Below are 13,980 nucleotides of genomic sequence, written 5' to 3' on the forward strand. Positions count from 1 at the left end.
CAATTTATGCAGTTCTGGATTCGATTACGCAGGCAAGATATTGTGGTTTACCCTGAACAAGTTGGTGGGATCATATGTGCCCTTGATCTTAGAAAGCTTCTCACCGTTGTCACCATATGCTCCTGCCATGTGATCCGCTTCGTCTTCAGGCATAAAGTTGACATACGCACTACCGGTCGCGTGTGGTCGCATCTGGTCGTAAAGATCACGCGCCCAAGCAATGCACTCGGAATCCTTGCTGGGATCCTCCCAACGCGTGTGAACATTCATGATGAAGTGAGCAGATCTCTGGGGATAAGCGGTAGAACCGGCCTCGACGCGCGCCATTGCTCCGCCCACATGGGCAATAAAAACTTCACACGCCGGGTCAGGAAGGCTGGAAATCGCTTCCAAGAGTCCTGAGATTGCATCCGAAGAAAGTGCATCGAAATCATGGCTCTTCCAGTAGTTCCTGGCGCCTGGCGTCAACAAAGGATCAAAGGCGGCCTGCCAGTCTACGAACTTGTGGGGAGATATCACATCGGCGATTGGTTCACCTAGCGCGCGCAATGCCGCCATAGCTTTTTCACCTTCCTCCATCGACCCGCTATAGCAGGCTGCAAAGATCAACACCTCTCGCCCATGCCACTCAACTGGCAGGAACGGTAGAGGAGGCGCTTTTCGCATCACGCTCCAGACGGTCAGCTCATCCGGGGAATTGTCAGCAATCGTAGCAAATTCAGCGAGGAGCTCTGGCGCATTTTCTATCGGATGAACAATGAGGCCAGACAGGACATCGGGTCCTAGCTCATGCAGTTGGAACTCAAATGAAGTTACGACACCAAAGTTTCCACCCCCACCGCGGATAGCCCAGAAAAGTTCCGGGTGGCTTGTAGGGGATGCGGTTACAATGGCTCCGTCCGCAGTCACGACTTCCGCTGAGAGCAGGTTGTCGATCGTCATGCCAAATTTCCGGGTGGTCCATCCAAAACCGCCGCCAAGGGTAAGGCCCGCAATGCCCGTGGTCGAGTTGATGCCAACAGGAAAGGTAAGTCCATGTGCCTGGGTTTCACGATCCACATCTCCTAGCAGTGCACCCGGTTCAACCCGAGCAGTCTTGTTGACAGGATCTACGTGAACCGACCGCATTTGGGACAGGTCGAGCATGACTGTTTCATCTGCGACAGCGTGCCCTGCAATCTGATGCCCACCTGACCGAACCGACATTACGAGGCCAGTGTCTCGTACGAAATTCACGGCCTTCTGCACATCGCTTGCTCCCAGAGCGCGGATCACGAACCCAGGGTAACGTTCGAACATGCTGTTCCACGTTGTTCTTGCGTCTTCGTATTCCGAGGTGCCTTTCTGGTAGACCCCGCCGCGAAGTGATGCACCAAGAGCGTCCAAAGCGTCTTGATTTACAATAGTTGTACTTCCGTCGAGTGATTTCAGGTCAAACATGCGTAAGACTCCCAATAGTCTGGTTGGGCTTCTTGCAAGGCTGCCTCAGCTAATTGCTATTTCCGTCGCGTTGTCTCGCGAAGTCGTTTCATTGAGGTGGGTAAAAATGGCTGCTGATCAGGCAAATATTGCCGGATCAATCCGATCCACAGGTGTTATGACATCAGCAGGAATATTCAGTCGCTCAGCCGCCTTTCTGAGGCTCTCCTCATCAGGGGCTTCGTACAAGCAGTATGTTTTGCGCTTATCTGCGCTGAGGAACGAAAAAATCCATTCGACGCCGACTTCGTCATTGATTTCTTTGATGTGAATTTTGTCATCTTCACTGACGTTTAGCTGCTCGGCAAAATTTCTTTCAATTATGTATCTAGGCATTAAGTCCCCCAAACAGTTTAAGTACCTTAACTCGCTACTCCTTCGAGCTTTGACCTTAGGGAAACCATACCCAATTTCTGCGAAATTGCCAACGCTTCCCCTTCCAGTTGAAACGCCTGTTCCACATCCTTGGGGCGTCCCCGTCGCCTCAATGCGGATGCATAAGCCGCTTTGCTGTGCGCAATCCAAGGTGGGCATTTCATGCGCGTGTCAATTTCAATAGCCTTCTGGAACATTGTGTCTACGGCATCCCAGTCTTTTAACACCGTGCCCAGACCGCCGAGACGTCGCGCTGCCGCACCTGCGCACACCGTCGTTGCCCCTGCAGTGATAGTCAGTTCTTCGTAGGGAGCCAGTAAATCATAGAGCGTCTTGGCATGTCCCTGATTTTCAATGGCGACGCATATGTCAGCCAGATAAGATAAGGTCGTTGAATACATAGCGTCGAGTGGAAGATCAAAGCCATTGTCGGCCATTTCGTTCAGTATACGTTCAGCAGGTTCCATGTATCCGAGCTCGGCCGCGATAAGGCCAAATCCTGGTCTCCACGAGATGTCTTCGGGACTGTCCGTCATCAATTTCTTGATCACAGGCGCGACCTCGTGCAGTCGGTTTTGCTCGCGGCGGATGGTGAACATCTGAACCCCGAAGACGCCCTCAACATGTTCCCCATGGGTCTTGCGACCGATCTTCACTGCCTCGGTGGCGTGTCTTTCTGCTTGCGCAAAATCGCCGTCCATAATTGCAACCATGGCGCGTGCGTGCTTCTGAACCCAATAGAGTTGCAGATGATTGTCTTTTTCCGAGATCTCGGTGAGCAAACCCAGAGAATGGTCCATCAACTCGCGGTCGGCCATCTCGGCACCTACAAACAGGCTGAGAGTTCGGTCTCGCCCTTGATCGATACTGCCAAGTTTCTCGGCCACACCATGCATAGCCTCCAGATTTTCGCGCCATTGATGAGCGTCTCTTCCCTTCCTCGCTATGAATGGGGCCCCAAAATGCATCATCATGACCGAAAACTGGGATTTATAATCTCCCAGTTTTGCCGCTAGTTCCATAGATTGCTGCCCGAAACGCGCACCTTCGGAAAACTGACCTACGAATATATGGGCGCGCGCAAGTTGACTCATCAATCTGCACCGACGGACATCATCATCATCGGGCAAATCTTTCAGTGCATTATCGCAGAGTTCGATCGCCTCGCTGTGCCTTTCGCTGGACATCATGCATGAGTCAGCGAAGTGGTTGGCCGCGTCTGCGGCCAGCTCCACGTTGTGCACCGCCCGGGCCGCGTTGGATGCGTCCTTCAGAACAGCTATACCTTCAGGCAATTGGCCCAAGCTGTCATGGCTGCGGCCAACCAGGATTTTGCCTTTGATCAATTCTGTATTGGAGTCTGAACCAAGTTTTTCTGCGGCTCTTAAAGTTTCCTTGGCGTTCGTCATCGCTTCTTGGCTGGCAGATCGCACCAATGCCATTTCTGTCGCAATCTGCCATTTTTCAAACGCGGCACTCCAGTCCTCAGCCTCTGAAAGGTGGCGCGCGACTAGTTCAGGGCGACGCTCGATCTCAGATGACCTTATCCGCATCAAAGCACGCGCCACGTCTGCGTGCTGTTGTCTCCGGGTTGAACTCAACATGGATTGATAAGCGGTATCGCGAATAAGGGCATGGCGGAAAACGAAGTGCCCGCGATTGTGCCCGCTTTCAAAGATCAAGCCTGTTCGAGATAGTTCTTCGAGGCATTTGTTGATATCGGATTCTTCAAGGCCCTTCGCGGCACATAATATGCTCGGTTCAAACTCCCGGCCAATAACCGATCCAGTAAGGGCGACCTGTTTTGCCTCTGGCGATACTGCATCGAGCCGCGCCATCAACGCGCCTTTCAATGACGACGGTATGTGGCCTTGCCCCTGCTCGCCGGATTCGACAATGGCTCGGGTCACTTCTTCCACGAATAGTGGAACACCATCTGTTTTTTCAATTATTGTGGTGATCAAAGCTTTGTCCGGTCTCTTGCCTGTAATGTTTTCGACAAGGTTTGAGACATGCGCAGAATCAAATCGGCGCAAAACCAGAGACTGTACGTGTGTGTCCCCATCAACACGGGCGAATTCCCACCCGGGTCTGTGGGTTATCAAGATCATCAGACGAAGATCGGTGCATATCGACTTAAACCGCTCCAACAAGGCCTGTGTGGATGGGTCAATCCAATGAGCATCTTCTACGCAAAGAATAACCGGGCGTACGCTCGACCGCACCTGCACTGTGTGGATCAATGTTTGGATTGTCGTGTCGCGCTGCTCCTGAGGCGACATCTCGAGCACCTTTTGGGCGAGCGCACTACGAGGTGCGACTAATGCTGCAAAGACAGGCAGAACTTGTTCCCAATCCAACCCTGGCCGTCCTTCAAGCATCTTTCTGACATGATCAAGGATCAGATTGTCATCAAAGTCCGGTTCAACACCCGCATCCTGGGATATTCGTTGGGCTACCGGATGAAATGGGCTGCTGCTGAGATAGGGGGAACAATTCAGCCTTATGACATCGGCTTGGTCGTTTTCAGTGATTACTGCAAGGAATTCCTCTGTAAGCCGTGACTTTCCAATTCCGGCTTCACCGGAGAGTAGAACAACGTCTCCATGACCGTTCTGAGAACGTTGCCATGATTGCAGTAGGATACCCTTTTCGTAGTCCCGGCCAACCATGACGCTGTCGACATCGTCTCGATGTGAGGCGCGGAACCGGCTTTCCGCACTGCGTTCCGACACCACTTTCTGCAGACTACGTGGTTCAGCAAATCCTTTTAGCTCTGCCTGCCCAAGAGATATAAACTCAAATATCCGATGCAAAGTTGTCTCGGTTTCCTCAACTGACAAAATGACTGAGTTTGGCTCTGCATGTTCTTGAAGCCGTGCCGCAAGGTTGACGACCGGACCAGTCATGGCCCCTTCCTCATATGTGTTTTCACCAATGGTATCGCCGACCACAACATCACCGCTCGCAACTCCCAGTCTGACGGACAAAGACTCTCCGTCAGGCGTCTTGAGTTTTTTGACACGGCGAACAGACTCAAGGCCGGCTTTTACCGCCCGAATTGCGTGATCTTCATAAGCCCGCGGCCATCCGAAAAACACGAGAAGACCATCACCCAAGTACTTTGCAACGTAGCCACCGTATCGGCTTACGGCTCCTGCAACGGCATCTTGATAGTTCTGTAGCAAGTCCCGCATGTCTTCGGGATCAAAGCGATTGGTGAGTTCAGTCGAGCCGACAAGATCGGCAAACAAAACTGTTACGTGACGCCTTTCTGCAGTAGGCGGTTTAACATACTTCTGTTTGCGCAGATCATCACTTTGTGAACCGTCTAAGGTCAGCGCTTGTTCGTCTTCAGGCGCTTGAACACCAGCTGCTGGTAACGGTGAGGTTGCGGGTCTTTGGCCGTCTAGCTCGTGAATTGCAGCAAGGATGATTTTGCGGTGACCAAGGCTTACTCCGAGCTCTTTTAAGTCGTCGCCAGATAGTAATGGCAGAACGCGCGCATCAATATCGTTTTCCGCAAATACATCCGCGTACTGACTCAGATCGAGATCGTTTAACCACTTGTCTATTCCAGCCGACATCTTTGGATCATGCTGAGATACGCGACACTAATCAAGAACACGCTTTCAAACTGGGCTGACTATTCAATGAATGGCATCTGCTTTCATATATTTCGGGTCACTCCACAATTTCGGCTTTGCCATCGCGTTCTAGATTCACGCGATTGGTTGATTGGCCGTACGCGTTTGATGTTTTTTCGTTGAAGGCGACCTTGCCTGCAGTCCAGTCGTCTGTTTAATGCTCCATCCCGATAGCAGTTCAATGTCCGATTCGACGAAGCTACACCTCGGCGACGCACACCTAATGTACGGTAGGTAATGGGGGGGTGTACCGGCGGCTTCACCCAGCAGGTTAGGCTTCGCCTATTTCTACGAACTGGAGAAATAACATGCCGAAGAAGACAATTGACGAGCTTATGTCGATTGGCATCGATATCGGTAAGGTGATGTCCACGAGATTGGGAAAAGCTCGTCAACAAAAGTCCCGGGATAGAAAAATCGGAGTAAGTGGATGGACCCCGCGCAATTTTTCATAGTTTCGGTTGCACGCAGATATTGCACGTAGGAACGTAAACGCTCGGCTATTGGCGCAATTCAACTAACCTGAGGCTGCGCCAGAAGCATAGTAGAAAGCAATCGCTTGCGTCCTGTTTTTAACCGAGAGCTTTTCATAGATGTTGCTCAGGTGAAATTTGACGGTATTTGTCGAGATTTGCAGGTCTTTCGAAAGTTCGCGGTTGGATAGGCCCTTGGCCAGCGCTTCAAGGATGACGCGCTCTTTGCGGGAAAGGCTGTGAATTGGGTCCTGCTGCATCTTCCGTACATCGATGAATGGAAACACCATTTTACCAGCCGCCACGTCCGCGCAAGTTTCCAGCAATACTTCAACCTCACCCGACCGGGATGCGAACCCTGCCGCGCCTGCCTGCATGGCGAGGCGCGGAACATCTCCGACCTCATCGCCATAGATGACAAATCGGGGTACGTTTTCCTGTTCCCGCAGAACTTCGATCAATTTGGCCGCACCGAGAACCGGCAAATTCCATGCAATTACGCAAACCTTGACTGGTACCCTCATGACCGCGCCCAGAAACCCTTCGGCAGTGGCTGATGTGGCAACTAAAGAGAATCGCGGATCACGTTCAAAAATCTCCGACATGGCCGACAACACCAGCGGATTGTTGTCGGCCAACATAACGTCAATCGGTTGTTGTGGAAGCTCTGACATTGATTTTACATCCAAAATTCAAATTTACTACCCATTCGTATAGGTTCTAAATTAGTATACTCTAGTATTCTTGCCAAAACAGGTAAGTTTTTTCCCACTCTATTAGAAGTCCTAAAGCAGTAGTAAGTTACGTTGCGTGCCGATGCAAGCAAGGGTTTCCTGATCCACAACACGGTATTTGGGTGTGGCTGAACACCCCGACGATCAAGGAGGATCGAATGAATTCCCAGATTTATCCCACGCTCGAAATCCCACAGACCTTGGCTGCCGGCCCGGGACCGGGCAATACCGACGCCCGCGTTCTGCAGGCATTCGCAAGCGCAGGGGTAGCTGACCATATGCAGGGTGATGTTTTGCGCGGCATGGTCGAATGCAAATTCATGCTACGCGAGATCTGGGGCACCTCGAACATCTATACCTTCGCGGTCGCGGGCACCGGTTGGAGCGCGCTGGATACCATGTTTTCGGCCGTCATGCCTGGCGACAAGGTTGTTGCATTCAACAACGGAACCTTTTCCGGCATCGATACACTGACCCTACGCATCAAGGCAGCAACGCCGGAAGAGCATGCAATCAACCCTCTGGACCCACAGGCTGCAAGTGTCACTGTCATCGACGTGCCGCATGGTCAGTCGGTGACCGGCGAAATGGTCGAGGCTGCTTTGGCCAAGCACAAACCAAAATGGGCGTTCATGGCCCATTGGGAAACGGGCTCTGGCCGGATAAATGATCTGCGTGGGTTCTCCGATTCTTGTGAACGCCATGGCGCTATGGGTCTGATCGACGCTGTTTCGTCTCTGGGTGTCGAGGATTTTCAAATTGATGACTACCCGGGCATCGCAGGCTGGGCATCTTGCCCGCAAAAGGGCCTGTGCTGTCTGCCGCTGACCTACGCACCGGTCAGCTTTACGGACACTTATATCGACAGCCTGAAATCTTCGGGTGCTTATAGCTATGTCCACAATCCCATTTTCGAGGCACGCCATTGGGGCATCGTTGATGGCGAGGACGTCGAGAAAGGCACCTATCACCGGACCCATTCCGGGTACGCTGTGGCCGCCTTCCATGAATCCCTTCGTCTGACGCTGACTGAAGGATTGGCAAATCGGTCGGGCTCGTATCGCACGCACGAAAAGGTGCTGCGTGACGCCGTAACCGCAATGGGATGCGAGGTGACCTCGGACATGCCCAGTCTTCTGGTCCTTAATCTGCCACCGGAACTGGCGGGGCGCGAGATGGAGCTTGTGCAGAATTGCCGTGCGCGTGGGTTCGGCATCTGGCCGACGCTCAGCGCACCGGTACAGGTCCGGATCGGCATCCTCAATCAACTCAATCGCCAGGCGATTAGTCAGATCATCCGTTTGTTCGCAGACGCGATGCGAGAACTTGGTGGCAACGTCGATTTCGAGGAGATCGAGGCGCTGCTCGAAAGCCGATACGGCACGTCGATTGCGGCCTGATCACACTGCATGAACGGGAGGAATGCAGATGGATATTCATGAGTACCAAGCGAAAGAAGTTCTTTCGAATTTCGGTGTTGCCATACCATCCGGCGCGCTGGCCTACAGCCCCGAGCAGGCGGCCTACCGCGCGCGTGAGCTGGGTGGGGACAAGTGGATTGTCAAAGCCCAGGTGCATGCAGGCGGCCGAGGAAAAGCCGGCGGTGTCAAGCTGTGCGACAGCGAAAACGAGATCCACGCAGCCTGCGACGAGATGTTCGGGCGCAAGCTGGTGACCCACCAGACAGGGCCGGAAGGAAAAGGCATCTACCGCGTTTATGTCGAATCCGCCGTGCCGATCGATCGCGAGATCTATCTGGGCTTTGTTCTGGACCGCTCCAGCCAGCGCGTGATGATCGTCGCCTCTTCGGATGGTGGAATGGAGATCGAAGAGATCTCGGCTGAACGCCCTGACAGCATTGTCCGTTCAATCGTGGAACCCGCCGTCGGGCTGCAGGAGTTTCAGGCACGCGAGATCGCCTTCAATCTCGGGCTGGAACCCCGTCTGGTTCAGCAGATGGTCCGGACGTTGCAGGGCTGTTACGCCGCGTTCAGCGAACTTGACGCGACCATGGTCGAAATCAACCCGCTGGTCATCACAGGGGATGACCGTGTACTGGCGTTGGACGCCAAGATGAGCTTTGACGACAACGCCCTGTTTCGTCATCCGCAGATCGCCGAACTTCGCGACAAAAGCCAGGAAGACCCGCGCGAAAGCCGCGCGGCGGATCGGGGGCTTTCATACGTGGGTCTCGAAGGCAATATTGGCTGTATCGTGAATGGTGCCGGTCTGGCCATGGCCACGATGGACACAATCAAACTGGCGGGTGGCGAGCCTGCAAATTTCCTGGACATCGGAGGCGGGGCGTCGCCGGAGCGTGTAGCCAAGGCCTTTCGCCTGGTTCTGTCCGACAACAATGTCCAGGCGGTTTTGGTCAATATCTTTGCCGGTATCAATCGCTGCGACTGGGTTGCCGAAGGTGTCGTGCAGGCACTTCGCGAATTGGAAATCGACATCCCCGTTATTGTGCGGCTAGCCGGGACAAATGTCGAAGAAGGCCAGAAGATCCTCGCCAAGTCCGGCCTGCCGATCATCCGCGCCACAACGCTAATGGAAGCCGCCGAACGGGCCGTGGGCGCATGGCAGAACGATCTGACCCAAAACACCAAGATGAGGGCCGTGTAATGAGCATTCTCCTCGACCGCGACACGCGCGTTATCGTGCAAGGTATCACTGGACGCATGGCGCGCTTTCATACCAAGGATATGCTGGAATATGGCACAAATGTCGTAGGCGGTGTCGTTCCCGGAAAGGGAGGGGAAACCGTCGAGGGCGTTCCGGTATTCGACACCGTCAAACAGGCCGTCGAGGCGACCGACGCAGATGCCAGCCTTGTGTTTGTCCCGCCGCCTTTTGCTGCGGATTCCATCATGGAGGCCGCCGATGCGGGTATCCGCTATTGCGTTTGCATCACCGACGGCATTCCGGCTCAGGACATGATCCGCGTCAAACGCTACATGTATCGCTATCCCAAGGACAAGCGCATGGTGCTGACTGGTCCAAACTGTGCCGGAACGATCAGCCCCGGCAAGGCTCTGTTGGGGATCATGCCCGGGCATATCTACCTGCCGGGCAATGTCGGCATCATTGGCCGCTCGGGGACACTTGGCTATGAGGCTGCGGCGCAGTTGAAGGAGCGTGGTATCGGAGTTTCGACCAGCGTCGGCATCGGCGGTGATCCCATCAACGGTTCCTCATTCCGTGACATTCTCGAACGCTTTGAATGGGATGAAGACACCGAGGTTATCGCCATGATCGGCGAAATCGGCGGGCCGCAAGAGGCTGAAGCGGCTGAATACATCCGCGATCACATCACCAAACCCGTCATTGCCTATGTTGCAGGTCTGACCGCGCCAAAAGGGCGGACTATGGGCCATGCCGGTGCGATTATCTCGGCTTTTGGTGAAAGTGCATCGGAAAAGGTCGAGATTCTGTCCGCCGCCGGTGTGACCGTTGCCGAAAACCCTGCCGTCATCGGTGAAACGATCGCCCGTGTCATGGGAAAGGCTGCGTGATGGTCAAGCCTTCGGTTCTTGTCACCCGTCGTTGGCCTGCTGCGGTCGAAGCGCAGTTGACCGAGAACTACAACGCTGTGCTTAACACCGGAGACAAACCAATGTCCCCGGCCGAATTCCGCGATGCGCTGAAAAGCTATGACGCGGTTTTGCCCACGGTTACGGACACGCTCAGCGCCGAGGCGCTGGACGTACCAACGGCACAGACCAAAATCCTCGCCAATTACGGTGTGGGATACAGCCATATCTGCGAACCATCGGTGCGCAATCTTGGGATGACCGTGACCAATACACCGGATGTCCTGTCAGAGTGTACGGCTGATCTGGCCATGACATTGCTGCTGATGGTTGCCCGTCGCACTGGCGAAGGCGAGCGCGAATTGCGCGCTGGAAACTGGTCCGGTTGGCGTCCGACCCACCTTGTCGGCACGAAGGTCAGCGGCAAGACGCTTGGCATTATCGGCTTTGGACGGATCGGTCAGGAAATGGCGCGGCGCGCACATCACGGATTTGGCATGAAAATTCTGGTCCAGAACCGTAGCGCAGTGTCGGCCGAGGTGCTGAAACAGTTCAACGCAGCACAGGTGGAAACGGTCGATGACTTGCTGCCACAATGCGATTTCGTCTCGCTGCATTGCCCCGGTGGTTCGTCGAACCGACACCTGATCAACGGGCGCAGGCTCGACCTGATGAAGCCTGACGCATTCCTTATAAACACCGCACGCGGCGAAGTTGTGGACGAGCACGCTCTGGTACAGTCGCTGATGTTCGACACGATTGGCGGTGCAGCGCTGGATGTCTTTGACGGCGAACCTCGGATCAGCCCGGACCTGCTGCAGTGCGACAATCTGGTAATGTTGCCCCATCTGGGCAGCGCCACGCGCGAATCCCGCGAAGCCATGGGGTTCCGTGTACTCGACAATCTCAGCGACTTTTTTGCGGGCCGCACTCCACGGGATCAGGTGATCTGATGCAAGCACTGGCGCGGAATATTCAGCCCACCCCAGAACCTTCGAACTATGCCGAAGGGTTGCGTTCGGAATTGCGGGTGTTGTGGCGGAACATTTTGCTGAAACGGGCGCCTCATGTAGCGACATGGGCCGAGTCTTCGCCGCTGCAGCCTATTCCCGCCGGGCCCGAGGCGACTCCGTATTTGCAGGCCCTGTCGATCTGGTTCCAACTGTTGCGCATCATCGACGAAAACGCCGAAGTCAGAGATCGTCGCCTGGCCGAGACCAATAGCGGCCCCGAAGCGGTCGAAGGCGGGTTTTCCGAGGTGTTGTCCGACCTGTCCCTGACAGACAGCCAAATGGAAAAACTGACCGCTGGTCTTTGTGCTGGCCCCACCCTGACCGCGCATCCAACCGAGGCCAAACGGGTCACTGTACTGGAAATCCACCGGCGGATTTATCGCAACCTTGTCAGTCTTGAAACGCAACGCTGGACCCCAACCGAGCGCGCCGAATTGCTGAAAGGACTGGAAGGTGAGATCGATCTACTGTGGCTGACCGGTGAACTTCGCCTGACGCGCCCAAGCCTGCGCGATGAAATCGAGTGGGGTTTGCAATTCTTCCGGGATGCAATCTTTGACGCCGTCCCGCAGGTCATGGATCGGTTCGATCAGGCCTGCTTGCATATGCTGGGAAAGACCCTGAACGAAACACCCGATATCCGCTTTCACAGCTGGATCGGCGGCGATCGGGATGGCAATCCGAATGTCACGACCGAGATGACCGCAGTGGCTTTGCAACGCGGGCGTGAAACGGTTCTGGACCTCTACCGACAGGCCCTTGAACAGGCTGCAAGCAGGCTGAGTATCAGTGCCCTCATATTGCCGCTGCCCGATCTCAATAGGGCGCGTATACAAGAAATAATCAACCGGTTTCCAGAAGCTGGCCGCAATCGTAACGAACCGTTTCGGCAAGCTCTTAATGCCATTCGCCATCGGCTGACAGATGGCGGCTATGATCACATCTCACAATTTGTGAGTGATCTTGATGCGCTTGATAACGCATTGTGCACGGTCAACGCCGATATGCTGGCACGACGGCATGTCCGCCCTTTGCGCCGAGCCGCAACGGTTTTTGGGTTCCGAACCACAACATTGGACATCCGCCAGAATTCGACCGTCACAACCGATGTTCTGGCCGAAATCTGGTCACAATCCGGCCAGGCTCCGGACTATGGCACGGCCGAATGGTCTGCCCGTTTGCGCACCGAATTGTCGGATCAGAACCTGCCTTATCAAAGCCGCGACGCGCTGAGCGATCAGGCACAGGAATTGCTCGCCCTTCTGGCGTTGGTCCACAGCGTGCGATCAGGGCCGGATCCCAAGGCAATCGGCCCATTCATCCTGTCCATGACCCGTTCTGCCGATGATATTCTCGGCGTCTACCTACTGGCCCGCTACGCCGGGTTTGGATCCGAAACTCTGGATATATCAGTGGTCCCACTGTTTGAGACGATTGCAGACCTACGCAACGCTCCAGCGATCCTTCTGGATGTACTGGGCGTTCCACTTGCCCGCCGCAGCCTCAAAACCGGCGGTAACGTAATCGAGGTGATGCTGGGATATTCGGACAGCGGCAAGGATGGCGGCTATTTCTGCTCAACATGGGAGTTGGAGCGCGCCCAACGCCGGATTGTGTCGGCACTGGCTTCGCAAGGCTTCAAGGCCACATTTTTCCATGGTCGCGGTGGCTCGGTCAGCCGGGGCGGCGCACCTACCGGACGCGCTATAGCTGCGCAACCCAGTGGAACGATTGTCGGACGATTGCGCGTGACCGAACAGGGTGAGGTTGTTTCAACCAAGTATGCCAACCGCGGGACGGCTGTGGCGCATCTGGAATTGCTGCTTTCAAGCACGCTGCGCCATACAGCCAACCCAGGCGGAACCCCTGCCCGGCCCGAGTTCGACGATGCGCTGGATGCCTTGTCTGAACTGTCGCAGACAGCCTATGTCTCACTTCTTCAGAGGCCGGGTTTTCTGGATTATTTCCAGCAGGCGAGCCCGGTCGAAGAGCTTGCCCGCCTTAAGATCGGGTCCCGCCCGGCCCGTCGGTTCGGCGCGGCCAGACTGGATGATCTGCGGGCCATTCCGTGGGTTTTCGCGTGGTCGCAGAACCGCCACCTGATCACCGGTTGGTACGGGTTTGGGGCCGCTATGGCTAGCTTCCGTAGATTCCGGGGCCAGCGCGGTGATGAAGTGTTGCAGGACATGTTTAAGCACTCCCGTCTGTTCCGTCTCGCCGTCGATGAGATGGAGAAATCGCTTTATCAGGCAGATATGAGCATCGCTGCGAAATACGGCGAGTTGGTGTGCGACGAGGAAATCCGCCAGAACATATCGCAGGCAATCGAAGCGGAATACGAAAGGGCCTGCAGAGCAGTACAGTTTCTGACCGGCGATCAGACCATCGGCCACCGTTTTCCCCGCCTGCGCGAGCGCTTCGATCGAAAACGGGCGGAACTGGATCGCATTCACGCACTGCAAGTCGAACTGCTGCGACAAGCGCGAAGCGAGCTGCAGGCAGGATCGGTACCTGTGCCTTTGCTGCAATCCATGAACGCCATTTCCGCTGGCCTTGGCTGGACTGGCTAACCCTTTTCAGGAGGTTTCAACGTGAACGCCCCGCAACGCACCCAAGGTTTCTTCACCCAATCCCTTGCCGATCGTGACCCCGAGCTATTTGGCTCGATCACATCCGAATTGGGCCGCCAGCGCGATGAAATCGAGCTGATCGCATCGGAAAACATC

9 protein-coding genes and 1 pseudogene are annotated in these 13,980 nt (G+C 55.0%); 6 read left to right on the forward strand and 4 right to left on the reverse strand.

All coding sequences use genetic code 11. The annotated features are described in order from the left end of the window. Positions 1-24 precede the first annotated feature (24 nt). From ACR0IU_RS20325 to ACR0IU_RS20340, 4 genes are all read right to left on the reverse strand, one after another. A complete protein-coding gene (locus tag ACR0IU_RS20325) occupies positions 25-1,440 on the reverse strand; it encodes an FAD-binding oxidoreductase (protein ID WP_480717523.1) in 1,416 nt (471 codons plus the stop codon). A gap of 117 nt (positions 1,441-1,557) precedes the next feature. Continuing rightward, positions 1,558-1,815 carry a DUF4242 domain-containing protein gene (locus ACR0IU_RS20330; protein WP_010443373.1) on the reverse strand — a complete coding sequence of 86 codons (258 nt, stop codon included), beginning with the start codon at positions 1,813-1,815 and terminating at the stop codon, positions 1,558-1,560. 26 nt (positions 1,816-1,841) lie between these two features. Continuing rightward, complete coding sequence (locus ACR0IU_RS20335) at positions 1,842-5,441, reverse strand: adenylate/guanylate cyclase domain-containing protein (RefSeq protein ID WP_480717524.1); 3,600 nt, start codon at positions 5,439-5,441, stop codon at positions 1,842-1,844. A 577-nt stretch (positions 5,442-6,018) separates the two neighbouring features. Then, positions 6,019-6,648, reverse strand: coding sequence for a LuxR C-terminal-related transcriptional regulator (locus ACR0IU_RS20340; protein ID WP_480717525.1), 630 nt, complete (start codon positions 6,646-6,648; stop codon positions 6,019-6,021). Between the two features lie 218 nt (positions 6,649-6,866). On the opposite strand from ACR0IU_RS20340, the gene ACR0IU_RS20345 reads away from it, so the two are divergent. From ACR0IU_RS20345 to glyA, 6 genes and pseudogenes are all read left to right on the forward strand, one after another. Beyond that, positions 6,867-8,108: a pyridoxal-phosphate-dependent aminotransferase family protein gene (locus ACR0IU_RS20345; protein ID WP_480717526.1), complete on the forward strand. Its 1,242-nt coding sequence runs from the start codon at positions 6,867-6,869 to the stop codon at positions 8,106-8,108. Between the two features lie 28 nt (positions 8,109-8,136). Continuing rightward, positions 8,137-9,333, forward strand: coding sequence for a malate--CoA ligase subunit beta (locus tag ACR0IU_RS20350; protein WP_480717527.1), 1,197 nt, complete (start codon positions 8,137-8,139; stop codon positions 9,331-9,333). Further along, on the forward strand, positions 9,333-10,223 hold the full coding sequence (gene sucD, locus ACR0IU_RS20355) for a succinate--CoA ligase subunit alpha (protein ID WP_480717528.1): 891 nt from the start codon (positions 9,333-9,335) through the stop codon (positions 10,221-10,223). The genes ACR0IU_RS20350 and sucD overlap by 1 nt, the downstream gene beginning before the upstream one ends. After that, entirely contained in the window at positions 10,223-11,194 is a 972-nt protein-coding gene (locus tag ACR0IU_RS20360; protein WP_480717531.1) for a 2-hydroxyacid dehydrogenase, read from the forward strand. Before sucD ends, ACR0IU_RS20360 begins: the two co-directional genes overlap by 1 nt. Further along, entirely contained in the window at positions 11,194-13,824 is a 2,631-nt protein-coding gene (locus tag ACR0IU_RS20365; RefSeq protein ID WP_480717529.1) for a phosphoenolpyruvate carboxylase, read from the forward strand. The genes ACR0IU_RS20360 and ACR0IU_RS20365 overlap by 1 nt, the downstream gene beginning before the upstream one ends. A 21-nt stretch (positions 13,825-13,845) precedes the next feature. Next, positions 13,846-13,980, forward strand: a pseudogene (glyA, locus tag ACR0IU_RS20370) (serine hydroxymethyltransferase); the annotation flags it as partial.

The organism is Ruegeria sp. CL5 (assembly GCF_056536485.1).